General features: G+C 74.4%; 18 protein-coding genes and 2 pseudogenes. 4 read left to right on the top strand and 16 right to left on the bottom strand.

What is annotated here, in order from left to right:
- Nucleotides 1-59: 59 nt before the first annotated feature.
- Nucleotides 60-1,208, bottom strand: coding sequence for a benzoate/H(+) symporter BenE family transporter (locus AB2U05_RS16620; protein WP_369183592.1), 1,149 nt, complete (start codon nucleotides 1,206-1,208; stop codon nucleotides 60-62).
- Nucleotides 1,209-1,486: 278 nt separating this feature from the next.
- Between AB2U05_RS16620 and AB2U05_RS16615 the strand changes: the two genes are divergently transcribed.
- The gene (locus AB2U05_RS16615; protein ID WP_369183591.1) at nucleotides 1,487-2,386 is read left to right on the top strand and encodes a hypothetical protein; all 900 of its coding nucleotides are present in this window, start codon (nucleotides 1,487-1,489) and stop codon (nucleotides 2,384-2,386) included.
- An 81-nt stretch (nucleotides 2,387-2,467) separates the two neighbouring features.
- Here AB2U05_RS16615 and AB2U05_RS16610 read toward each other — a convergent pair whose 3' ends face one another.
- The 3 genes from AB2U05_RS16610 to pdhA are packed head-to-tail and all read right to left on the bottom strand — an operon-like array spanning nucleotide 2,468 to nucleotide 6,057.
- Nucleotides 2,468-3,907 (bottom strand): dihydrolipoamide acetyltransferase family protein, encoded by a 1,440-nt coding sequence (locus AB2U05_RS16610; protein WP_369183590.1) that lies wholly within the window; start codon nucleotides 3,905-3,907, stop codon nucleotides 2,468-2,470.
- 15 nt (nucleotides 3,908-3,922) lie between these two features.
- Entirely contained in the window at nucleotides 3,923-4,900 is a 978-nt protein-coding gene (locus AB2U05_RS16605; RefSeq protein WP_107072851.1) for an alpha-ketoacid dehydrogenase subunit beta, read from the bottom strand.
- On the bottom strand, nucleotides 4,897-6,057 hold the full coding sequence (pdhA, locus tag AB2U05_RS16600; RefSeq protein WP_369183589.1) for a pyruvate dehydrogenase (acetyl-transferring) E1 component subunit alpha: 1,161 nt from the start codon (nucleotides 6,055-6,057) through the stop codon (nucleotides 4,897-4,899). Before pdhA ends, AB2U05_RS16605 begins: the two co-directional genes overlap by 4 nt.
- A gap of 421 nt (nucleotides 6,058-6,478) precedes the next feature.
- Here pdhA and AB2U05_RS16595 point away from each other — a divergent pair, with 421 nt between their 5' ends.
- A complete protein-coding gene (locus AB2U05_RS16595; protein WP_369183588.1) occupies nucleotides 6,479-7,138 on the top strand; it encodes a response regulator in 660 nt (219 codons plus the stop codon).
- 65 nt (nucleotides 7,139-7,203) lie between these two features.
- A complete protein-coding gene (locus AB2U05_RS16590) occupies nucleotides 7,204-8,322 on the top strand; it encodes a phosphotransferase (RefSeq protein WP_369183587.1) in 1,119 nt (372 codons plus the stop codon).
- 4 nt (nucleotides 8,323-8,326) lie between these two features.
- Here the strand turns inward: AB2U05_RS16590 and AB2U05_RS16585 are convergent, their stop codons facing one another.
- The 11 genes and pseudogenes from AB2U05_RS16585 to AB2U05_RS16535 form a co-directional block, all read right to left on the bottom strand.
- Complete coding sequence (locus AB2U05_RS16585; protein ID WP_369183586.1) at nucleotides 8,327-9,985, bottom strand: protein kinase; 1,659 nt, start codon at nucleotides 9,983-9,985, stop codon at nucleotides 8,327-8,329.
- A gap of 112 nt (nucleotides 9,986-10,097) precedes the next feature.
- Nucleotides 10,098-11,495 (bottom strand): protein kinase, encoded by a 1,398-nt coding sequence (locus AB2U05_RS16580; RefSeq protein WP_063773451.1) that lies wholly within the window; start codon nucleotides 11,493-11,495, stop codon nucleotides 10,098-10,100.
- A 235-nt stretch (nucleotides 11,496-11,730) separates the two neighbouring features.
- Nucleotides 11,731-12,342 (bottom strand): bacterial proteasome activator family protein, encoded by a 612-nt coding sequence (locus AB2U05_RS16575; protein ID WP_208615401.1) that lies wholly within the window; start codon nucleotides 12,340-12,342, stop codon nucleotides 11,731-11,733.
- A gap of 198 nt (nucleotides 12,343-12,540) precedes the next feature.
- Nucleotides 12,541-13,260, bottom strand: coding sequence for a hypothetical protein (locus tag AB2U05_RS16570; protein ID WP_369183585.1), 720 nt, complete (start codon nucleotides 13,258-13,260; stop codon nucleotides 12,541-12,543).
- 170 nt (nucleotides 13,261-13,430) lie between these two features.
- The gene (locus tag AB2U05_RS16565; protein WP_045692699.1) at nucleotides 13,431-14,411 is read right to left on the bottom strand and encodes an NAD(P)H-quinone oxidoreductase; all 981 of its coding nucleotides are present in this window, start codon (nucleotides 14,409-14,411) and stop codon (nucleotides 13,431-13,433) included.
- Nucleotides 14,412-14,447: 36 nt separating this feature from the next.
- Complete coding sequence (locus AB2U05_RS16560) at nucleotides 14,448-15,506, bottom strand: TrkA family potassium uptake protein (protein WP_369183584.1); 1,059 nt, start codon at nucleotides 15,504-15,506, stop codon at nucleotides 14,448-14,450.
- Between the two features lie 22 nt (nucleotides 15,507-15,528).
- On the bottom strand, nucleotides 15,529-16,713 hold the full coding sequence (locus tag AB2U05_RS16555) for a molybdopterin molybdotransferase MoeA (protein WP_369185960.1): 1,185 nt from the start codon (nucleotides 16,711-16,713) through the stop codon (nucleotides 15,529-15,531).
- Between the two features lie 20 nt (nucleotides 16,714-16,733).
- A pseudogene (locus tag AB2U05_RS16550) lies at nucleotides 16,734-17,015 on the bottom strand (DUF6457 domain-containing protein); the annotation flags it as partial.
- 139 nt (nucleotides 17,016-17,154) lie between these two features.
- Nucleotides 17,155-17,730 (bottom strand): annotated as a pseudogene (locus AB2U05_RS16545) (molybdenum cofactor guanylyltransferase); the annotation flags it as partial.
- Between the two features lie 20 nt (nucleotides 17,731-17,750).
- Nucleotides 17,751-18,728, bottom strand: coding sequence for an MBL fold metallo-hydrolase (locus tag AB2U05_RS16540; RefSeq protein WP_052707139.1), 978 nt, complete (start codon nucleotides 18,726-18,728; stop codon nucleotides 17,751-17,753).
- Nucleotides 18,729-18,961: 233 nt separating this feature from the next.
- On the bottom strand, nucleotides 18,962-19,729 hold the full coding sequence (locus AB2U05_RS16535; RefSeq protein ID WP_045692700.1) for a polyprenol monophosphomannose synthase: 768 nt from the start codon (nucleotides 19,727-19,729) through the stop codon (nucleotides 18,962-18,964).
- A 361-nt stretch (nucleotides 19,730-20,090) separates the two neighbouring features.
- Here AB2U05_RS16535 and manA point away from each other — a divergent pair, with 361 nt between their 5' ends.
- Entirely contained in the window at nucleotides 20,091-21,281 is a 1,191-nt protein-coding gene (gene manA / locus AB2U05_RS16530; RefSeq protein WP_369183583.1) for a mannose-6-phosphate isomerase, class I, read from the top strand.
- Nucleotides 21,282-21,302: 21 nt separating this feature from the next.
- Here the strand turns inward: manA and dnaB are convergent, their stop codons facing one another.
- Entirely contained in the window at nucleotides 21,303-22,760 is a 1,458-nt protein-coding gene (gene dnaB, locus AB2U05_RS16525) for a replicative DNA helicase (protein ID WP_045692747.1), read from the bottom strand.
- Between the last annotated feature and the right edge of the window lie 293 nt (nucleotides 22,761-23,053).

The following is a 23,053-nucleotide window of genomic DNA, read 5'->3' as shown; positions in this document are numbered from 1 at the left end:
ATGTCACCGACCTGGCCGAACGATCCGGATCCTGCCAGTCATACCAACCTCTCCCCCGCTCACTTCCTCCGGTAGTCCAGCACCAGGTGCGTCCCCAGCCCGAAGAGCAGCCCCCAGAACGCCGAGCCGATGCCGAACAGGCTCATCCCCGAGGCGCTCGCCAGGAAGGTCACCACCGCCGCGTCCCGCCCGCGCTCCTCCGCGACCGCCGCCGCCAGGCTGCCCTGCAGCGAGGCGAGCAGCGCGACCCCGGCGATCACCGCGACCAGTTCCTTCGGCAGCCCGGTGAACAGGCTCACCAGCACCCCGCCGAAGCTGCCCACCAGCACGTACCCCGCACCCGAGGACATCCCCGCGACGTACCGGCGGCTCGGGTCCGGATGGGCCTCCGGGCCCGAGCAGATCGCCGCCGTGATCGCCGCCAGGTTCACCCCGGGCGAGCCGAACGGCGCCATCAGCAGCGACATCGCGCCGGTCGAGCCGATCAGCAGCCGGTCGTCCGCCCGGTAGCCGAAGGCCCGCATCACCCCGAGGCCCGGCGCGTTCTGCGAGGCCAGCACCACGATCGTGAGCGGCAGCGCCAGCCCGACCAGGGCCGCGCCGGAGAACGCCGGCACCGTGAACACCGGCACGGTGGGCCCGCCCGAGCCCAGGTGCAGCGGGAGCCCGACGGTGAGCGCCGCCAGCACCCCGCCGGCCAGCAGCGCGACCGGGACGGCGTACCGGGGCGCGAGGCGCTTGGCCAGCAGGAAGGCGGCGAAGGCGCCCACCACCAGCACCGGCGCGCTGTGCACGGCGCCGAAGATCCCGGCGCCGAAGGAGAACAGGATGCCGGCCAGCATCGCGTTCACGATCCCCACCGGCACGGCGGCGATCAGCCGGCCGAACCAGCCGGTGACCCCGAACAGCGTCACCACCACCGCGCTCACCAGGAACGCCCCGATCGCCTCCCGGTACGGGTAGTCGCCGAGGCTGGTCACCAGCAGCGCGGCGCCCGGGGTGGACCAGGCGGTGACCACCGGCGTCCGGGTCCACCAGCTCAGCACGAAGCCGCTCACCCCGCTGCCGATCGCCACTGCCCAGATCCAGGACGCGGTGTGCGCCTCGTCCAGCCGCCCGGCCTTCGCCGCCGCGAGCACCACCACCAGCGGCCCCGAGAAGGACACCGCGACGCACACCAGCCCGGCCAGCAGGGCCGGCCCCGACACATCCCGTCGCAGCGACCGACGTTCCCCGTTCCCGACCGGCGTCGTCCTCGGTCGGATCGTCAGTTCATCCGTCATTCCGGCAGTATCCCGAAGCCCGCTCGAAGACTCCCGAAAAAACTTTTCAACCCACCTGCAACCCCCGGCGGGGACGGACGTCCATCAGGGTGAAGGCACGGAGAGCGAGACCGGCAGAGCCGGGGGGCGCTTCCGCTCAGGAGGAGCGGGGCCGGTCGTCTTCACCACACACCGTCAGTCACATGACCCTGGGGAGTCACGTCATGCGCACGTCCGCTATCACCCGTTTCGCGAAGAACGACCGCGCCCGCTCCGCCCGCCGCGGCCTCGCCGCCCTCGCCACCACCGTCGTCCTCGCCGGCGGCGTCCAGGTCCTCGGCGCCGGCAGCGCCTGGGCCTGCGGCGACGCCCGGTACGGCACCCCGCACAAGGTCGAGAAGCCGACCGTCCCGTCCGCGGACTTCCGGACCTTCGACTCCAACAGCATCGCCGCGGACGGCAGCTGGACCGAGTTCGGCCTGTCGATCGCCAACTTCACCGGGGCCGACGTCGCCAGGACCGCGCCGAACTTCGCCCTGGCGTCCGCCACCCAGGGCGTCCCCCTGCGCACCAAGGACCTCCGCGTCCAGGTCCTGCAGCACGGCGCCTGGAAGTCGCTGGACCTCGACGTGGACTGCATCGGGATCGACGTCGACACCGACTCGCTGGCGCAGCCCCTGTCCAACGGCCGGGCCGCCAACTTCATGTTCCGGGTCTCCCTCTCCCCCGACGCCCCGAAGGGCCTGACCTCGCTGAACCTGGTGACGGACGCCCGGAACGACAAGGCCACGCTGGAGTCCTGGGACTTCCGCACCGTGAAGGTCACCCACCCCAGGACCGCGCCCGCCGAGCACGCCGGGCCGAAGGCCCCCAAGAAGCCCGCCAAGCCCGCTCCGGCCGAGCCCGCCGCCGACAAGGCCCCCGCCAAGGCCGCAGAGCCCTCGAAGGCCCCGGCCGCCACCCCGACCGCCGCGCCGGCCACCACCGCGCCGGCGGGCACCCCCGAGCTGGCGCACACCGGCGCCGCCGAGAACAACACCTTCCTCGCCGTCTCCTCCGCCGTGCTGCTCGCCCTGGGCGCCGGCGTCCTGATCGCCGTCCGCCGGCTCCGTCCCCAGCGGTAGCCGGCGGCCGGGTACGACGAAGGGGCCCCGGTCCGCACGGCGGTGCGGACCGGGGCCCCCTCGGTCGTTCCTCCGGGGCCGTCAGCCCCAGGTGATCAGCCGCTTCGGCTGCTCCAGCAGGCCGGCCACGTCGGCCAGCACCTTGGAGCCGAGCTCGCCGTCGACCAGGCGGTGGTCGAAGGAGAGCGCCAGCGTGGTCACCTGGCGCGGGACGACCTTGCCCTTGTGCACCCACGGCATTTCCCGGACCGCGCCGAAGGCGAGGATCGCGGCCTCGCCCGGGTTGAGGATCGGGGTGCCGGTGTCGACGCCGAAGACGCCGACGTTGGTGATGGTGACGGTGCCGCCCTGCATGTCGGCCGGCGAGGTCTTGCCCTGGCGGGCGGTCTCGACCAGCTCGCCGAGCGAGACGGCCAGGCCCGCGAGGGTCTTGGACCCGGCGTCCTTGATGTTCGGGACGATCAGGCCGCGCGGGGTGGCCGCGGCGATGCCGAGGTTCACCTGGCCCTTGACCACGATCTCCTGGGCCGCCTCGTCCCACTGCGCGTTGATCTCGGGGTGCCGCTTGATCGCGGTGAGCAGCGCCTTGGCGACGAGCAGCAGCGGGCTGACCCGGACGTCCCGGCCCAGCTCGCCGCTCTCCTTGAGCCGGCGGACGAACTTCATCGTGCGGGTCACGTCGACCTGGACGAACTCGGTGACGTGCGGGGCGGTGAAGGCCGAGGCCACCATCGCCTGCGCGGTCGCCTTGCGGACGCCCTTGATCGGCACCCGGACGTCACCGGCGGCGGAGACCGGCAGCGCCACCGGCGCCTCGACCGCGGCGACCGCCTCGGCCTCGACGGCCGGAGCGGGCACGGCCGCCGGCGCGGCCTGGGCCGCGGCGAAGGCGTGCAGGTCCTCGCGGGTGATCACGCCGCCCGCGCCGGTCGGAGTGACCGCGCGGAGGTCGACGCCGAGGTCCTTGGCCAGCTTGCGGACCGGCGGCTTGGCCAACGGCCGCTCGCCGACCGGCACTTCGGCCACCGGAACGACCGGGGCGACCGGCGCCGCCGGGGCGGCGGGCACGACCGGCGCGGCGGGCGCCGCGGCGACCGTGGTCGTCGTGGTGCGGCGGGCCCGGCGCTGGGTGCCGCCGGTGCGCGGGCCGTACCCGACCAGCACCTCCCGGCGCTCCGGCTCGGCCGGTGCGGCGGGCGCGGCAGCGGCAGCGGGTGCGGCGGCCGGAGCAGCCGGAGCAGCGGCCGGAGCGGCCCCCGCCTCGCCGGCGACCGCGACCGAGATGATCACGGTGCCGACGTCGACCGTCGCGCCCTCGGGGAAGAAGAGCTGCTCGACGACCCCGTTGAACGGGATCGGCAGCTCGACCGCCGCCTTGGCGGTCTCCACCTCGCACACGACCTGCCCGTCGGTGACGGTGTCACCGGGCTTGACGTACCAGCTGAGGATCTCGGCCTCGGTGAGGCCCTCGCCCACGTCGGGCATCTTGAACTCGCGGAGCGAGCGAACTGCGGTGGTCATCTGCGCTCCCCGGGATCAGTACGCGAGCGCGCGGTCGACGGCGTCGAGCACGCGGTCAAGGTCGGGGAGGAAGGCCTCCTCGACGCGGGACGGCGGGTACGGCGCGTAGTAGCCGCCGACCCGCAGGACCGGTGCCTCCAGGTGGTAGAAGCACTTCTCGGTCAGCCGGGCGGCGAGCTCGGCGCCCATGCCCAGGAAGACCGGCGCCTCGTGCACCACGATCGCCCGGCCGGTGCGCTTGACCGACTCCTCCAGGGTGCGGAAGTCCACCGGGGAGAGCGAGCGCAGGTCGACGACCTCCAGGCGGCGGCCGTCCTCCTCGGCGGCCGCGGCGGCCTCCAGGCAGGTCTTCACCATCGGGCCGTACGCGATCAGCGTCGCGTCGGTGCCGGCGCGGACGATCCGGGCGTCGTGCAGGCCCAGGTCGGCGGCGTCGCCGACCTCGCCCTTGTCCCAGTAGCGGCGCTTGGGCTCCAGGAAGATCACCGGGTCGTCGGACTCGATGGCCTGGCGCAGCATCCAGTGCGCGTCGTGCGCGTTGGACGGGCTGACCACCCGCAGGCCGGCGGTGTGCGCGAAGTACGCCTCGTGCGACTCGCTGTGGTGCTCGACCGCACCGATTCCACCCGCGTAGGGGATGCGGACGGTGACCGGCATCTTGACGTGGCCCAGCGCACGGGCGTGCATCTTGGCCAGCTGGGAGACGATCTGGTCGAAGGCCGGGTAGACGAAGCCGTCGAACTGGATCTCCACGACCGGGCGGTAGCCGCGCAGCGCGAGGCCGATCGCGGTGCCGACGATGCCGGACTCGGCGAGCGGGCTGTCGATGACCCGGTCCTCGCCGAAGTCCTTCTGCAGGCCGTCGGTGATCCGGAAGACGCCGCCGAGCTTGCCGATGTCCTCGCCCATCAGGACGGTCTTCGGGTCGTTCTCCAGCGACTTGCGCAGCGCCCCGTTGAGCGCCTTGGCGATGCTGAGCTGGCCGGCCATCAGTGGTTCTCCCCCGCCTCGAAGGAGGCCGCGTACTCGACGTACTCGGCCCGTTCCTCATCGACCAGCGCGTGCGGTTCGCTGTACACGTGGTCGAAGATCAGCGTCGGGTCCGGGTCCGGCATGCTGCGCACGCCCTCGCGCACCCGCAGCCCCAACTGCTCGCTCTCGGCGTCGACGGCGGCGAAGAACTCCTCGTCCGCCAGGCCCTCCTTCTCCAGGAGGGTGCGCAGCCGCAGGATCGGGTCCTTGGCCTTCCAGGCCTCGGTCTCCTCGGCGAGCCGGTAGCGGGTGGGGTCGTCGGAGGTGGTGTGCGCGCCCATCCGGTAGGTGAAGGCCTCGATCAGCACCGGGCCGTTGCCGCTGCGGGCGTGGTCGAGCGCCCAGCGGGTGACCGCGAGGCAGGCCAGCACGTCGTTGCCGTCGACCCGCACGCCCGGGAAGCCGAAGCCGGAGGCGCGGCGGTACAGCGGGATCTTGGTCTGGGTGGTGGTGGGCTCGGAGATCGCCCACTGGTTGTTCTGGCAGAAGAACACCACGGGGGCGTTGTAGACCGAGGCGAAGGTGAAGGCCTCGTTGACGTCGCCCTGGCTGGAGGCACCGTCGCCGAAGTACGCGATCACCGCGTCGTCGGCGCCGTCCTTGGTGATGCCCATCGCGTAACCGGTGGCGTGCAGGGTCTGCGAGCCGATCACGATGGTGTACAGGTGGAAGTTCTTCTCGTTCGGGTCCCAGCCGCCGTGGTTCACGCCGCGGAACATGCCGAGCAGGTTCAGCGGGTCGACGTCGCGGCACCAGGCCACGCCGTGCTCGCGGTACGTGGGGAACGCGTAGTCGCCGGTGCGCATGGCGCGCCCGGAGCCGACCTGGGCCGCCTCCTGGCCGAGCAGCGAGGCCCACAGGCCGAGCTCGCCCTGGCGCTGGAGCGCGGTGGCCTCCCCGTCGAACCGGCGCACCAGCACCAGGTCGCGGTAGAGGGAGCGCAGCTCCTCCGGGGTCACGGTGAGGGGGTACTCCGGGTGCTCGACCCGCTCGCCTTCCGGCGTGAGCAGCTGGACGAGCTCCGGCTGGGCGTCCGTACCCGTGGCGCGGAGGGTGTCAGGGACAGCGGGGGCCGCCTTCTTGCGGGTCCTCGCCGTGCTTTTGACGGTCACGTTCACTCCTCGGTCTGTCCGGCCGCCCGGGGTCGCCGGTGACCGGTCCGGTCACCGCCTCGCGGGGCGCGCGTGGGTGTGCGCACCTACTGCGTGGCAGGTGGTGATCCTGATCCGACGGCGCTCCCGCACGAGAACGTTACCCAGCGTCCGCCCACGGCGCTTTTGCGCTAGGACGTCCTACTTGTTCGGGGTCCACAACCCCGAGGGTGCCGCGTTCGGCTCGCCGTCGGAAGGGTGGGGGTGACGGTCGGCGTGACGCAGCTCTCATTTCGAGCGCCTTCAGGACACCAGCGCACGCTATCCGGGCGGACGCCCGTACGTAAGGGGGTTCTCGGTATCGGTTTCGGTCGAGTGTGGCCGGATCCCGCCGGTGCCGGGGACCGGGCGATAGGTCTGCCGTACGGTGATATGGGAGGCTTTGGGCGTGACTCAGAACGGACATATCAGGGTATTCCTGCTCGACGACCACGAGGTGGTCCGGCGGGGCGTACACGATCTCCTCTCGGTCGAGGACGACATCGAGGTGGTCGGCGAGGCCGGCACGGCCGCCGAGGCGCTGTCCCGGATCCCGGCGGTGCACCCCGACGTCGCGGTGCTGGACGTCCGGCTGCCGGACGGCAACGGGGTCGAGGTGTGCCGCGAGGTGCGGTCCCGGATGCCGGAGCTCAAGTGCCTCATGCTGACCTCGTTCTCGGACGACGAGGCGCTGTTCGACTCGATCATGGCGGGCGCCTCCGGCTACGTCCTGAAGGCGATCCGCGGCACCGACCTGATCACCGCCGTCCGGGACGTCGCGGCCGGCCGCTCGCTGCTCGACCCGGTCGCCACCAGCCGGGTGCTCGCCCGGCTGCGCGACGGCGGCGAGAAGGAGGACGAACGGCTGGCCCGGCTCACCCGGCAGGAGCGGCGGATCCTCGACCTGATCGGCGAGGGGATGACCAATCGTCAGATCGGCAACGAGTTGCACCTGGCCGAGAAGACGGTGAAGAACTACGTCTCCAGTCTGCTCGCCAAGATGGGCATGGAGCGGCGGACCCAGGCAGCGGCCTTCGTCGCCCGGCGGCAGGCCGACCACCAGCACTGATCGGACCGCTTCACAGATCTGACGGTTTGTCAAGGACCCCAACCGGGTGGCCATAACCTCTGGCTGTGACTTTCAGCCAGACCCTCGCCTGTGCCCCGGCCCGTCCCGATCTCTCCGCCCCACCGATGGGAACCCTCAGCCCGCCCGTCCCGCACGCCGCACTCGCCGAGGTCCTGGACCGCTACCCGGTGGGTCGCCTGCTGACCGCCGAGCCGGTCGCCGAGGGTCTGCTGAACCGGGGGTACCGGATCACCGCGGAGTCCGGCCCGTACTTCCTCAAGTGCTACGTCGACGCCGCCACCGCCGCCCGCCCGAAGATCCTCGCCCACCACCGGGCGATGGCCGACCTGCAGGCCCTCGGGCTGCCCGTCGCACCCCCGCTGAGCCGCACCGGGAGCTCCGCCACGGTGGCCGCCCTGGACGGCCGGCTGTTCGCCCTGTTCCCCTGGGTCGACGGCCGGCACCGGCACGGCACCGAGCTGACCCCGGCGCGGTGCGACGCGCTCGGCACGCTGCTCGGCCGCCTGCACGGCGCCCTCGACGACGTGTGCACCCCGCTCGACCAGCCCGCCGGCTACCGCAGCGCCGACCCGGCCGACAGCGCCGACCTCGCCCGCGACCTGCGCCGCCGCGCCCGCGAGCACCGCCCGCACGGCGACCTGGACGCCCTGGCCGACCGCCGTCTGACGGAACGGCTGGAACTGCTCGCCGAACACGCCCACCGCCGCCCGGCCCCGCAGGCCGCCCCGCCCACCGGCTGGACCCACGGCGACTTCCACGGGCTCAACCTGCTGTACGGCCCCGGCCCGGACGGGGACGCGGCCGGGGACGGCGGACCGGTGGCGGCGGTGCTGGACTGGGACAAGCTCGGCCCGCAGCCGCGCGCCGAGGAGGCCGTCCGCGCCGCCACCCTGCTGTTCAACGACCGGGCGTCCGGCGTGCTCGACCTGGTCCGGGTCCGCCGCTACTCGCAGGCGTACCGGGCGACCGGCGCCGCCACCGCCGAGCACCTGGCCGCCGCCGCCCACCGGGTCTGGTGGGAGCGGCTGAACGACTTCTGGATGCTGCAGTGGCGCTACCAGCGGGCCGACCACCGGGCCGACCCGCTCTACCCCGCCTCGGCGGGCCAGCTGGCGTGGTGGTGCCAGGAGTACGAGCAGGTCCTGGACGCCTTCGCCAACTGACCCGTCAGTTGCCGGTCCCAGGGAGCGTCGGCTTGCTCGTCGCCGTGGGCAGCGGCGGCGGGTTGGAGGCTGTGCCGCCCCCGCTCGGCGTCGACGGCGCCGAGGTCGCCCCGCCCGTGGCCGTGGCCGACGAGGTGGCGGTCGGCGTGTGGGTGGCGGTCGCGGTCGGCGACGGCTCCCGGGTGTGCCGCGGCGACGGCGACATGTTGTTGCCGCTGCCGGTCCCGCCGTAGCTGCCGTTGTCGGTCGGCGGCTGCGACTTCTTGGTGGCGGGCGTGGTGGGCTGCTGGCTCTGCGACCCGGTCGGGGTCGGTGCGGTGGACTCGGTCGTGCTGACCACCGAGGCGGGGGGCGTGGGCGTGTTCGTGCCCTTGTCCTCGCCGCCGAACGCCGCCGCCATGCCGATCCCGGCCGCGAGCAGCACGGCGGCCGCGCCGGCCACCCAGGCCCACGGCCCGCGCCGCCGCCGGCCGTCGTCCTCGTGGTCGCCGCCGCCGGCGCCGCCACCGCCGTACGGGCCGCCGCCGGCCCCCAGGTACGGCGTCGCCGGGGTGTGCGGGCCGCCCGGGGTGGAGTAGGGCAGCACCGAGGTCCGGTCGCCGGCGCCGAGCGCGCCGAAGGCCGCGGTGGCCGCGGTCTCGTCGGCGGGCCGCAACACCTGGGTGGCACCGGTGTCGCCGACCCAGCCGGGGCCGGCGCCGTGCATCTCGCGCAGCGCGTGCTGGACGTGCGCGCGGAACTCGTCGGCGTCCTGGAAGCGGTCGTCCGGGTTCTTGGCGAGCGAGCGCAGCACCAGCGGGTCGAGGTTGGCCGGCACCCGGCCGTTGGCCTGCGAGGGCGGCACCGGCATGTCCTGGACGTGCTGGTAGACCACCGAGAGCGGGGTGTCGCCGGTGAACGGCGGGCGCAGCGCGAGCAGCTCGTAGAGCATGCAGCCGGCCGCGTACAGGTCGGAGCGGTGGTCGACCGGCTTGCCGAGCGCCTGCTCGGGCGAGAGGTACTGCGGGGTGCCCATGACCATGCCGGTCTGGGTCATCGTGGTGGCCCCGCCGGTCAGCGCCCGGGCGATGCCGAAGTCCATCACCTTGACCGCGCCGGTGTTGGTGATGATCACGTTGGCGGGCTTGATGTCGCGGTGGACGATCCCGTGCCGGTGGCTGTAGGCGAGCGCCTCCAGCACCCCGGCGATGATGATCAGCGCCTGGTCGACCGGCGGCGCCTCCTCGTCCACCAGCAGCTCGCGGACGGTGCGGCCCTCGACCAGCTCCATCACGATGTACGGCGTGGACTCGTCCCCGACGTACTCCTCGCCGGTGTCGTAGACCGAGACGATCGAGTGGTGGTTGAGCGCCGCGACGGCGTGCGCCTCGCGGGTGAAGCGCAGCCGGGCGACCTCGTCCTGGGCCAGGTCGCCGCGCAGCAGCTTGACCGCCACCGTGCGGCCCAGCCGGATGTCCTCGGCGGCGAACACCTCGGCCATGCCGCCCCGGCCGAGCCGGTGGGTCAGCCGGTAGCGGCCGTCACCGACCGTGCCTATCGGGGCGGAGGTGCCGCGGCCCGGGGTCTGCGGCCCGCCGCTCCCGGGCTGGGGGAACCTCGGCGTCCCGCCGGTCCCACCGTCCGCCCGGGCACCGCCGTCGTCCGGCTGCTGCGTCTGTGCCATCGCTCCTCGCCCCGGGCGTTCGCTCGGATCGCGGTGCCCTGTCGCTTGCGTATCCCCGAACGCTACCGCTTCCGGAGAGGGTGCGTAGCACGCCCGAATCCGGCGGAGACCGTCAGATCAGGGCATTCCGGTCAGTCGGGGCGTCCAGGACCAGGACGGCCGCCGGCGGAGCGGCGTGCCCGACCTTGCCGCCGGTCTTCTCCTGCGCCTTGTTGACCACGATCGCGATGATGATCCCGGCCAGCACCAGCACGCCGACGATGATCGCGATCACCACCGCGGCCGTCGAGCAGCCGCCGCCGGAGGGCTTCGGCTGCTGGTACGGCGGCATCGGCCGCGGCGGCGGGGTGTGCGCCGGCTGCGGGAACTGCGGGCGCGGGGTCTGGTACGCCGGCGGCGGGGTCTGGTACTGCGGCCGCGGCTGCCCGCCCTGCTGCAGGTACTGCGGCTGCGGGGTGTGCGGCGCCTGCGGGGCCGGGGTCTGGTACGCCGGCGGCGGGGTCTGGTACTGCTGCCCCGGGAACGGCTGCGGCGTCTGCGGGGCGTGCGGCGCGGCGTGCGCCGAGCGCGGGCCCTCCCCGATCACCAGCGGGGTGCTGGCCTGCAGCCCGCGCCCGCTGCCGCCGCCCTTGGCGGCCTCGATCAGCCGCTCGGCCTCGTCCCGCATCTCCGCCGCGCTCTGGAACCGGTGCGCCGGGTCCTTGCGCAGCGCCTTGGCGACGTAGGCGTCCACCTCGGGGGTGACCGCCCGGTTGACCGCGGAGGGCGCGGACGGCTCCTCCTGGACGTGCTTGTAGGCGATCGAGAAGGCCGAGTCGCCGTCGAAGACCAGCTGCCCGGTGAGCATCTCGAAGAGCATCACGCCGACCGAGTACAGGTCGGAGCGGGCGTCCACCGGCTTGCCGAGCGCCTGCTCGGGCGAGAGGTACTGCGGGGTGCCGACCACCATGCCGGTCTGCGTCATCGACGTGACGCCGGACTCCAGCGCCCGGGCGATGCCGAAGTCCATGACCTTGACGTTGCCCTTGCGGTCGAACATGACGTTGCCGGGCTTGATGTCGCGGTGCACCAGGCCCATGTCGTGCGAGGCCTCCAGCGCGTTCAGCACGCCGACGGTGACCCGCAGGGCCTCCTCGGTCGGCATCGCGCCCTGCTGGGCGACCGCGTCATTGATCGACTCCCGCAGGCCCTTGCCGTCGATCAGCTGCATGACGATGTACGGCGTGCTGGAGCCGTCCGCGGCGACGTCCTCGCCGCTGTCGTACACCGTGACGATGTTCGGGTGCTCGAGCCGGGCCACGGCCTGGGCCTCGCGGCGGAACCGCTCCTTGAACGAGTCGTCCCGGCCCAGGTCGCTGTGCATGCTCTTCAGCGCGACCTGCCGGCCCAGCACGCTGTCGTAGGCGAGGTGCACGGAGGCCATGCCGCCCTCGCCCAGCAGCCGCTGCAGCACATAGCGGCCGTTGCCCAGGGAGAAGCCCTCGACCGCCGCGTTGCCGTGCTCGCTCATGGTCCTCTGCTCCCCCTCGGCGCGGCGCGGTGCCGCGACCGTGACGTTCGGTCTCTCGTCCGTGCGTGATGGGCCCGGCCCGCTGGCCCGGCAGACCCCTGTCGCGGCGGATTCGGCCTGCGACAGGGGTCAGAGTAGCGGCTCGCGCCGACGTCGAACGGCCCCGGGGGCCGCACCCGGCCCGGCACCGTACGCCACCCCCCGGTGGCGGGTCGGCGGCCCGCGGCGGTGGCGCCTACAGGTACGGGCCGGAACGGATGCCGCGGCCCTGGCCCGACTCGTCCTCGTCCGCCTCGCCCCCGTGCAGACCGGGCGGCAGCGCCCGGCGCATCTGCTCCAGCTGCGCCCGGGCCGCCATCTGCTGCGCGAACAGGGCGGTCTGGATGCCGTGGAACAGGCCCTCCAGCCAGCCGACCAGCTGGGCCTGGGCGATCCGCAGCTCGGCCTCGGTCGGGATGGAGTCCTCGGTGAACGGCAGCGACAGCCGCTCCAGCTCGGCGACCAGCTCGGGGGCCAGCCCGAGCTCCAGCTCCTTGATCGAGCTGGCGTGGATGTCCTTCAGCCGGGCCCGGCTCGCCTCGTCGAGGGGCGCCATCCGAACCTCCTCCAGCAGCTGCTTGATCATGCTGCCGATGCGCATGACCTTGGCCGGCTGCTCGACCATCTCGGTCACCGGGAGCTCGCGGGGCAGGTCGCCCTCGTCGTCCCCGTCGTCCGCGGCGGCGAACCCCTGGCCCACGGGCAGCCCGTCCGGTCCGACGATCAGCACCTTCTGGCCGTCCTGCGACTGCCCGCCGGCGGCCCGGAAGGGCTCCTGGGACGGGCGCTCGTTCATCGGATTCGTCATGAACAACATTCTCTCTCACTGGGGTTGGTCGGGCGGAAGCCCCCGTGCGTCCCGCCGGCCTGCGCCACCCCGCACGACGGTACGCCCACCGGGCGCGGACCGGAATCCGTACGGGTACTCAGATCCCGCGCGGCCGCACCGCGGCGGCCGTCGAACACCCCGGGCCGGAGGACCGCGCCGCCGCCCGCGGACCGATTGCTAGCCGCGCCGCAGCCGCAGCCCGACCAGGCCCACGCCGCAGCCGATCAGGCCCAGCCCGACGCCCAGCGGCAGCTGCACCGTGGACGCGTCCTGCCAGCGGGCCGGCAGCACGACGGGCGCGGCAATGGCCGCGACGGTCTGGCCGGAGGCCACCGGAACGCTCTCCGAGGCCGGGTCGCCGGTGGGCGAAGCCGCGTCCGGGTCGCCCGGGTCGTCCTCCGCCGCCTGGTCCGGCGCCTGCTCGACGCCCTGATCGGCGGCCTGCTCGGGCGCCAGCTCCGGCACCTGTTCGGGAGCCTGCTCGGCGGCGGCCTCGGCCCGCTCGGGCATCGAGCCGGGCCGGTGCCGGAGCACCCGGGGGTCGACGCCCTCCGGGTGCGGACGCACGGGGTGCTGCGGCGGCGCGGCGGCCGGGGTCCGAGCGGGCCCGGGTGCCGGCCCCGGTGCGGTCGGAGCGGCCGCCCCGGACGGGGACCCGCCGGAGGGCGCCGGGGCGGGAGCGGACACCACCCCCGGCGAGGGCGCGGCCGCCGCGATCGAGACGACGGCCAGCGGCAGCGTCACCCCCAGCACGGTGGCCGTGAGGAGCCGCCGCGCCCGGCTCGGACGGGAGTCCGGGCGGGAGCGGCGGCCACGGCGGTTGCGACGGTGGTGCGGCGGAACGGGCAGCGGCCCGAGGAGCGCGTGCGCGCGGAACGCGCGAGAAGGTGCGGCCACGGTCGGAGGTCCTTCCGACGGCCGACCGCGCCCGGGGGCGGGTCGGCGGCGGGACAGCTCGCGACCAGCCTCACACAATCCGACAACAAGGGCATGTCGGACCTCGGCCCGGGCCCCCGCCCGGAGGGCCCTCGGGCGCTCGGGCTCTCAGGCCCGCAGGACAGCAGCCCTCAGGCCCGTCGCAGCACGACCTTCCCGACCTGCTCCCCCGCCTCCAGCACCCGGTGACCGGCCCCGGCCTCGGCCAGCGGCAGCACCCGGTCCACCACCGGCTTCACCACCCCGGACTCCACCAGCGGCCACACGTGCTCCCGCACCGCCGCCACGATCGCCGCCTTCTCCGCCAGCGGCCGCCCGCGCAGGTTGGTGGCGATCACCGCGGCGCGCTTGCGCAGCAGCAGGTTGAGGTCGAGCTCGCCCTTCACCCCGCCCTGCAGCCCGATGATCACCAGCCGTCCGTTGACCGCCAGCGCCTCGACGTTCCGCTGCAGGTACTTGGCGCCCATGATGTCCAGGATGACGTCCGCCCCGGCCCCGCCGGTGGCCTTGCGGACCTCCTCGACGAAGTCCTGCTCGCGGTAGTCGATCGCGACGTCCGCACCCAGCTCGACGCAGCGGGCCAGCTTCTCCGGGCTGCCCGCCGTGACCACGACCCGCGCGCCGACCGCCTTGGCCAGCTGGATCGCCATCGTCCCGATCCCGCTGGCGCCACCGTGCAGCAGCACCGTCTCACCGGGCCGCAGGTGGGCGGTCAGGAAGACGTTGGACCACACCGTGCACGCCACCTCCGGCAGCGCCGCGGCCTGCTCGGGGCCCAGACCCTTCGGCATCGGCAGCAGCTGCCCGGTCGGGACCGGGACCAACTCCGCGTACCCGCCGCCGGCCAGCAGCGCGCACACCTCGTCGCCGACCGCCCAGCCGGACACCCCCGGCCCGAGCGCGACGATCCGCCCCGCGCACTCCAGCCCGGGGTACGGCGAGGCGCCGGGCGGCGGGTTGTAGAAGCCCTGCCGCTGGAGCAGGTCGGCACGGTTGACGGCGGTGGCCGCCACCTCGACCAGGACCTCGCCCTCGCCGGGCACCGGGTCGGGCACCTCGGCCCAGACGAGCGCCTCGGGACCGCCGGGTACGGGAATCGTCATCGCATGCATGCCCCGAACCTACTGCGCGGCACGGCAGTTCCCGCGTCAGGCCCCGCCGCCGGTCGCCCTGATGACGATGACCCGGTCGGTCAGCTGCAGCACCGCCGCCTCCGGCTCGTTGTAGTTGAGCACCCGCCGCCCGCGCACCACCGCGACCACCAGGTCCGCGCAGTCGCGCGGGCCGTGCCCGGCCTCGGCCCGGGTGACCGGCCGCTCCACCACGTCCAGCCCCTGCCCGTACGTCAGCAGGTCCTCCATCACCGCCCCGGCGTGCGGGCTGAGCATCGACAGGCCGAGCAGCCGCCCGGCCGAGCTGGAGCTGGTGACCACCACGTCGGCACCGCTCTGCCGCAGCAGCGGCGCGTTCTCGTCCTCCCGGACGGCCGCCACCACGGTGGCCGTCTTGTTCAACTGGCGCGCCGTCAGGGTGATCAGCACCGCCGTGTCGTCCCGCTCGGGCGCGACCACCACCCGGGCGGCCACCGGCAGCGCCGCGCGGACCAGGGTGTCGGTGCGGGTGGCGTCGCCGACCACGCCGACCAGGCCCTGCTGCGAGGCCTGCTCGACCGCCTTGCGCTGCGGGTCGACGACGACGATCTCCTCCTTCTTCACCCCCTGCCCGAGCAGGGTGTCGACGGCGCTGCGCCCCTTCGTCCCGTACCCGATGACGACGGTGTGCTCGCGCACGGTGGACCTCCAGCGGTTCAACCGCCATTGCAGGCGGGTCCGTTCGGTCAGCACCTCCAGCGTGGTGCCGACCAGGATGATCAGGAACAGCACCCGCAGCGGGGTGATGACGAGGATGTTGATGAGCCGGGCGCTGTCGCTGTACGGCGTGATGTCGCCGTACCCGGTGGTGGAGAGCGTGACGGTGGCGTAGTACGCCGCGTCCAGGAAGCTGAGTTCGCCGCCCGCGTTGTCGTGGTAGCCGGCCCGGTCGAGGTAGACGATCACACTGGTGGCGACCAGGACGGCGAGCGCCAGCAGCAGCCGCGAGCCGACCTGCCGGACGGCGGGCTCGGCGCGCCGCGCGGGCAGCACGATCCCGGCGTCCGCCCACGGATCCGTCCCCGGCCCGGCGGCCGCTCGTCGCAGGCGACTCATGCTCCCGCCCCGCTTCGCGCACTCACGGAGCCTCCACCAGCTCGACGGTCTCCCCCGCCGCGGCGCCGCCGGGCGGCACCACGGCCAGCGCCTCGGCCCGGGCCAGGCCGCGCAGCATCGCCGGGCCGTCGAAGGCGAGCGGGCGGACGCCCTCGGCGCCGCGGCGGACGGGCAGCAGCCGGGTGTCCGCCGGGTGCCCGGGCAGCGCGACGGCGGCCGGCGCCGCGGCGGGGCTCTCGGCACCGCGCCCGCTGCGGGCGCGCAGCAGCGGCAGGGCGAGCGTGACCATGCCGGCCACGGCGGCCAGCGGGTTGCCGGGCAGGCCCACCAGGTGCCGCCCGCCGGGGAGTTCGGCCAGCAGCATCGGGTGCCCCGGCCGGACGGCCACGCCGTCCACCAGCAGCCGGGCGCCGGCCTCGGCCAGGGCCCGGTGCAGGAAGTCGACCGGCCCGGCCGCGGTGCCCCCGGTGGTGACCACCACGTCGGCCCCGGAGTGCCGCAGCGCGTCCCGGAGCAGCCCGAAGTCGTCCCGCACGCCTCGGACTTCGGCCACCTCGGCCCCGGCGGCCCGCAGCCAGGGCGGCAGCAGCGGCCCGAGCGCGTCCCGGACCAGGCCCGGCCGGGGCACCCCGGAAGCGAGCAACTCGTCGCCGAGGACGAGCAGCTGGACCACCGGACGGCGGTGGACCGACAGCCGGTCGTGGCCGCAGGCGGCGGCGAGGCCGAGCACGGCCGGGCCGACCGGCACGCCGGCCGGCAGCAACTCCTCGCCCCGGCGGCACTCCTGACCGCGCGGCCGGACGTCCTGACCGGTGGTCAGCGGCGTCGGCCCGCACGCGTGCAGCAGCGTGCCGTCGACGCGGCCGTGCTCGCGGCGCAGCACCGCCGTGGCGCCGGGCGGCAGTTGGGCACCGGTGGCGATCTCCACGGCGGCCCCGTCGTCCAGCGGCGCCACCTCGGTGCGGCCGGCCAGCACCCGCCCGGCCACCCGCCAGGGGCCGGGCCCGGCGACCGCCCAGCCGTCCATCGCGGAGGTGTCGAAGGCGGGCAGGTCGGTCAGCGCGGTGAGCGGCTCGGCGAGGGTGTGGCCCAGCGCCTCGGCCAGCGGCAGCCCGAGCGCGGGCAGCGGGCGCAGCCCGGCCCGCCGCGCGGTCTCGCGGGCCTGCGGCCAGCCGAGCACCCCGGGGCCCGCGTGCGGTGCGGCCATCGCGGTCTGCCCGACCGTGCTCACGGCTCGCCCGGTCCGGCCGCGGCGGTCCACCGCTCGGCGAGCGCCACCGTCCGCCGGGCCGCCTCGGCGACGGCCTCCGGCCCGCCGCCCTGCTGGGCGGCGGCGTAGCCGATCAGGAAGGCGGTCAGCGGCGCGGCGGGCCGCTCCACTCCGTGCGCGACCACCCGGGCCACGTCGAGCAGGCCCCGGACGTCCACGTCCAGGTCGATGCCCAGGTCGGCGTTGACCTCGGCGATCCAGTCATCCAGCGTGCGCTCCATGCGCCCATGCTGCCCGATCGGTGGTTTCCCCGACGTGTTCGCCCCGTGTGCGGTGCGCGTCGATTCGCTCACGGCGCCCGCGCCGGGGCCGTGAACCGCCCCTCGGAACCGCTCCTCGGAACCGCCCCCCGGCCCCGACCGGGTCTCAGTCCTGCCGCCGGTCCCGTTCCCGGGCCTGCTCCAGGTCCTCCCAGGTGTCGCAGTCGTACGCGACGTTGTCGGTGTCGGCCACCAGCACCCGGGCCAGCCCGCCGGTGAGGCGGCGCAGCGGGAGCCCGGCCGGGTCGCCGAGGGCGGCCAGGGCGGCGCGCAGCGGGGCGGTGCGGTAGGCGGCGGCGAGCGGCTGGTCGCGTCCGCCGGCGTCGACCAGGACGGCGGCGTCCGCGTGCTCCCCGGCCTCGTCGAGGGCGGTGGCGAGCCGGTCCACCGTCCGCCGGTCCAGGAAGGGCAGGTCGGCGGCGAGCAGCAGCACGGTGTCGGCGGTGACCAGGTCGAGCCCGGCCGCGACGGCGGCGACCGGCCCGCCGCCGGGCGGCTGCTCCCTGGTCCAGCGGACGTCGGCCCGCCCGGTCGGCCGGGCCGGGCCGACCACCACGGTGGTGCGGGCGCCCGCGCAGGCGGCGAGCACCCGGTCGAGCAGGCTGCGCTCGCCCACGGTCAGGCCGGGCTTGTCGGCCCCGCCGAGCCGGCGGGCGGCGCCGCCCGCCGGGACGATCACGTCGTACGGCGTCATGCGGCCAGTATCCCGCCCGGCTACGCGAGGTCCTCCGGGGAGATCTCCACGGTGTCCTCCGGGTCCACGGTGTCCTCCCGGCCCTCCTCGTCCCCCTGGTCCTCCCGGGCGGCGGTCGCCGCCGCCGCGCCCAGCTCCAGGACGGTCGGCAGCGTCAGCTCCCCGTACCGCTCGTTCATCGCGGCGGTCAACGCCTCCGCGTCGTCCGGGTGCTCGGCCAGCAGCCGGTCGAAGTCCCGCAGGTACTCGCCGGTGAAGGCGAGCACCCGGGCGGCGTCGTCGCCCTGCTCGGGGGCGCGGTGCCCGGCGATCACCCGGTCCACGTCGAGGTCGGCGATCCGGTCGAGGTTGTGCCCCCAGGTGGTGCGCTGCGCGGGGGTGGTGTCGGCCGTCCACACGTGGGTGCCGTTGTAGGCGAAGTCCCCGGCGATCACCGTGCGGACGCTCGGTACGTGGACGACGGTGGAGTTCCCGCAGTCGCCCTGCCCGAGCAGCAGCACCGGGATGACCTGCCGGTCGAGCATCAGCGGCTGCGGCAGCAGCGGGGCGGGGACCAGCGGGTGGTCCGGGATGTCGTCGCCGTAGACCGGCTTCCACTGGGCGACCTTGGCGGCGGCGGTGCGCCGGATGCCCTCGACCACCGCCGGCGCGGCCAGCAGCCGGGCCTCGGGGAAGAGCTTCAGCACCTCCTCGGCGCCGAAGTAGTGGTCGGGGTGCTGGTGGGTGACGACGATGGCGAGCAGCCGCCGGCCCTTGCCGGCGACCCATTCGGCCAGTTCCCGTCCGGCGCTGCGGGTGAGCTGGGCGTCCACCAGGATCGCCGCGTGCTCGCCGAGGATCAGCGTGGAGGTGGCGAAGAAGGCCGACTCGGGGCCGGTGAAGACGGCGACCTCCAGCGGCCGGGCGGGCCGCTCGGCCTCCGGGGCGGCGCCGGCCGCGGCGGGCTCGGCGTCCACCCCGTCCGCGTCGGCGCTCTCCTCGGGCGGGGACGACGTCACGGGCTGCTCCCTCTGTTCGCGGTCGGACGTGCTGCGCCCTACAGCATGGGAGCACCGGCGACCGATCGCGAGCGAGGCGCGCCAGACGGGTCGTGACGGTCGGCTCACACCGTCGCGGCCTCGACCCGGCCTCGACCCGGCCTCGGCCCGGGCACGGCACGGCGCGGCACGCGGAAGGGCCCGTCCGCCGGAAACCGGTGGACGGGCCCTTCGCACGATCGCGCACGATCGGATCAGCGCTGCTTCGCGCCCCCGCGCAGCTTGGCCACCCGGTCGGCGACGCCCCAGGACGTCACCCGCCACAGCGCCTCGACCACGATGTTGCGGCTCATCTTGGAGGCGCCCAGCTCGCGCTCGACGAAGGTGATCGGCACCTCGGCCACCTTGAAGCCGGCCTTCACGGTGCGCCAGGCCAGGTCGACCTGGAAGCAGTACCCGGCCGAGGCGACCTCGTCCATGCCCAGGCCCAGCAGGGTCTCCTTGCGGAAGGCCCGGTAGCCGCCGGTGACGTCCCGGATCGGCACGCCCAGCATCAGCCGCGAGTAGGTCGAGCCGCCGCGCGAGAGCAGCAGCCGGGACTTCGGCCAGTTCACGACCCGGCCGCCGGGCACCCAGCGCGAGCCCAGCACCAGGTCGGCGCCGCGCAGTGCGGCGAGCAGCCGGTCCAGTTCCTCGGGCTGGTGCGAGCCGTCCGCGTCCATCTCGACCAGGACGTCGTAGCCCTCGTCGATGCCCCAGCGGAAGCCCGCGAGGTAGGCGGCGCCCAGGCCCTCCTTGCCCTTGCGGTGCAGGACGTGCACGTGGCCGTCGTCGGCGGCCAGCTTGTCGGCCAGCTCGCCGGTGCCGTCCGGGCTGTTGTCGTCGGCGACCAGCACGTGGGCTTCGGGCACGGCGGCGCGGACCCGGCCGACGATCCGCTGGACGTTCTCCGCCTCGTTGTAGGTCGGGATGATCACCAGAACCCTGCCGAGATCAGCAAAACTCCGCTGGTTCACGGTCACGTACAAACCTCTCGGCCGATGGCGGGGAGTGCCAGGACACCGGCTCCCGCAGTCTGGAACGCGGTTCCGCCGCCGACCCCCCGGCGATCGCCGCGGTGGGGAACTGTCGCGCGGGGCGGAGACTTCCGCGTCCTGGCATCCTACTACCGCGCCCCCGGGAACCGCCGGTCCGTCCTCGGCACTCCCACCGGACACCCGCCGTTTCCCCGTCCGGGACACCGGTCGGCTAGGGTCGATGCCCTTGCCCTGGCGCTTGCCCGTACCGCCCGTACCGCCCGCGCCGCCGGGGCCCGCCCCGGCGATCCGGCACCCGCCCGCCCAGCCCGGCGGAGGCAGTCAGCGAAGGAGTAGGACCGCGCGCATGGACAGGCTCGTCAACACCGTCCGCCCGTACGCCTGGGGGTCGCTCACGGCCCTGCCCGAGCTGCTCGGAGTGGAGCCCACCGGCGAACCGCAGGCCGAGCTGTGGATGGGCGCCCACCCCGGCGACCCGTCCCGGGTCGACCGCGGCGCCGGCCCGCGCCGGCTGGACGAGCTGATCGCCGCCGACCCGCGGGGCGAGCTGGGCGCAGCGAGCGTGGCCAAGTTCGGCCCGGCCCTGCCGTTCCTGTTCAAGGTCCTCGCGGCGGGGATCCCGCTGTCCATCCAGGCCCACCCGACGATCTCCCAGGCCCGGGCCGGGTTCGCCGCCGAGAACGCCCTCGGCATCCCGCTGGACGCCCCCGAGCGCAGCTACCGGGACGACAACCACAAGCCCGAAATGGTCTGCGCGCTGGGCGAGTTCGAGGGCCTGTGCGGCTTCCGCCGGCCCGCCGACGCGGCCCGTCTGCTGGCCGGCCTCGCGGTGCCCGGGCTGGCCCCGGTGATCGCGCTGCTGGCCGCCGAGGACCAGTCCGAGGCGCTGCGCGGCGCGCTGGCCGCCGTGCTCACCATGGACGGGGAGGGCGCCGCGCGGACCGTCCGGGAGACGGTCGAGGCGCTGGGCCGCACCGACCCGGAGGGCGAGTACGCGCCGTACACCCGGATCGCGAAGGACTTCCCCGAGGACCGCGGCGTGATCGCCGGCATGCTGCTGAACCACTTCCGGCTGCACAGCGGCGAGGCGCTCTACCTGGGCGCCGGCGTGCCGCACGCCTACCTGTCCGGCGCCTGCGTCGAGCTGCAGGCCAACTCGGACAACGTGCTGCGGGCGGGCCTCACGCCCAAGCACATCGACGTGCCCGAGCTGCTGAAGGTCGTCGTCTTCGAGCCCTGCGCCCCCGAGCTGGTGCACCCGCGCCCGGTCGGGGCCGTCCCCGGCGAGGAGCTGTACCCCGTCCCGATCGACGAGTTCCGGCTCTCCCGCTTCACCCTGGCCGACACCGCGTACGAGATCGACGGCCGCACCCCGCAGATCCTGCTCTGCACCGAGGGCACCGCCCACCTCACCGCCGCGGACGGCACCGCCCTGACCCTCGCCCGCGGCCAGTCCGCGTTCCTCCCCGCCACCGGCGCCCCCACCCGGCTCGCCGGCCCGGCGGCGACCGTCTTCCGCGCCACCGTGACGCTCTGACCGGGCCGGGGCCCGCGGCCGTCAGTCCCGGGTCATGTCGACGAAGCGCGAGTAGTGGCCCTGGAAGGCGACGGTGATGGTCGCGGTGGGGCCGTTTCGGTGCTTGGCGACGATCAGGTCGGCCTCGCCCGCGCGCGGGGACTCCTTCTCGTAGGCGTCCTCGCGGTGCAGCAGGATGACCATGTCGGCGTCCTGCTCGATCGAGCCGGATTCACGCAGGTCGGAGACCATCGGCCGCTTGTCGGTGCGCTGCTCGGGGCCACGGTTCAGCTGTGAGAGCGCGATGACCGGGACTTCCAGCTCCTTGGCCAGCAGCTTGAGGTTACGGGACATGTCCGAGACCTCCTGCTGGCGGTTCTCGGCCCGGCGGGAGCCGCCGGACTGCATCAGCTGGAGGTAGTCGATGACGATCAGCTTGATGTCGTTGCGCTGCTTGAGCCGGCGGCACTTGGCGCGGATCTCCATCATCGACAGGTTCGGCGAGTCGTCGATGAACAGCGGCGCCTCGCTGACGTCGGGCATCCGGCGGGCGACCCTGGTCCAGTCGTCGTCCGTCATGTTGCCGGAGCGCATGTGGTGCAGCGCGACCCGGGCCTCGGCGGAGAGCAGGCGCATGGCGATCTCGTTGCGGCCCATTTCGAGCGAGAAGATCACGCTCGGCAGCTTGTGGTGGATCGAGCAGGCCCGGGCGAAGTCCAGCGCGAGGGTGGACTTGCCCATGGCGGGTCGGGCCGCGATGACGATCATCTGGCCGGGGTGCAGGCCGTTGGTGAGCTGGTCGAAGTCGGCGAAGCCGGTCGGCACGCCGGACATCTGGCCGTTGCGGGAGCCGATCGCCTCGATCTCGTCGAGGGCGCCCTCCATGATGTCGGCGAGCGGCGCGTAGTCCTCGTTGGTGCGCTGCTCGGTGACGGCGTAGATCTCCGCCTGGGCGGCGTTGACGATCTCGTCGACGTCGCCCTCGGCCGCGTAGCCCATGCCGGCGATCCGGGTGCCGGCCTCGACCAGGCGGCGCAGCACGGCGCGCTCGTGGACGATCTGCGCGTAGTACTCGGCGTTGGCGGCGGTCGGGACGGAGTTGACCAGGGTGTGCAGGTAGGCGGCCCCGCCGACCCGCTGGAGCTCGCCGCGCTTGGTCAGCTCGCCGGCGACGGTGATCGGGTCGGCCGGCTCGCCGCGGGCGTAGAGGTCGAGGATCGCGCCGTGGACCAGCTCGTGCGCGGGCCGGTAGTAGTCGGCCGGCTTGAGGATCTCGACGACGTCGGCGATGGCGTCCTTGGAGAGCAGCATGCCGCCGAGGACGGACTGCTCGGCCGCCAGGTCCTGCGGGGGCACGCGCTCGAAGCCGTCGCCGCCCTGGCCCTCGTCCTCGCGGCGGTCCCGGCGGTCGCCCTTCTTGAAGTCGCCGCCCTTGCGGAAGCCGCCCTGGCCGTCGCCGCGGCCGCCGCCCTGACCGCCGCGGTTGCGGGAGACCGGCAGCCGGTCGCTCGGCCCGTCCGGGAAGGGTGCGTCGTCGAAGGCGCCGGCCGGGAACGGGTCCTCGGCGGGCTGCCAGTCCTCCTCCGGCGGCGGGGCGTCGTGGGGGTCGTACTGGGGGCCGGTCACGCGTGTTCCCCGATCAGCGAGTGGTGCGAGTTCTGGAGCGGAGCCGCTCCTCTTTGTACGCCACGGCAGTGACAAATCGGACGCCGGGGTGGGCGGGAGTGTCGGGCGGAGGGCCCACGCTAAGGCGCCGGGAGCCCCAGCGCCAAGGCGGTTATCCACAGGGGGTG

It is taken from the genome of Streptomyces sp. Y1 (assembly GCF_041053115.1).
GTDB lineage: Bacteria > Actinomycetota > Actinomycetes > Streptomycetales > Streptomycetaceae > Kitasatospora > Kitasatospora rubellomurina.
Note: the sequence above shows the minus strand (reverse complement) of the source record. Positions and strands in the feature narration are given on the sequence as shown.

Coding starts and splice junctions, on each gene's coding strand:
- AB2U05_RS16610 (WP_369183590.1), bottom strand. CDS start 3,907: ATGACCACCGCAGTTCGCTCGCTCCGCGAGTTCAAGATGCCCGACGTG.
- AB2U05_RS16615 (WP_369183591.1), top strand. CDS start 1,487: ATGCGCACGTCCGCTATCACCCGTTTCGCGAAGAACGACCGCGCCCGC.
- AB2U05_RS16555 (WP_369185960.1), bottom strand. CDS start 16,713: ATGGCCGCACCGCACGCGGGCCCCGGGGTGCTCGGCTGGCCGCAGGCC.
- AB2U05_RS16585 (WP_369183586.1), bottom strand. CDS start 9,985: ATGGCACAGACGCAGCAGCCGGACGACGGCGGTGCCCGGGCGGACGGT.
- AB2U05_RS16575 (WP_208615401.1), bottom strand. CDS start 12,342: ATGACGAATCCGATGAACGAGCGCCCGTCCCAGGAGCCCTTCCGGGCC.
- AB2U05_RS16580 (WP_063773451.1), bottom strand. CDS start 11,495: ATGAGCGAGCACGGCAACGCGGCGGTCGAGGGCTTCTCCCTGGGCAAC.
- manA (WP_369183583.1), top strand. CDS start 20,091: ATGGACAGGCTCGTCAACACCGTCCGCCCGTACGCCTGGGGGTCGCTC.
- AB2U05_RS16560 (WP_369183584.1), bottom strand. CDS start 15,506: ATGAGTCGCCTGCGACGAGCGGCCGCCGGGCCGGGGACGGATCCGTGG.
- AB2U05_RS16565 (WP_045692699.1), bottom strand. CDS start 14,411: ATGCATGCGATGACGATTCCCGTACCCGGCGGTCCCGAGGCGCTCGTC.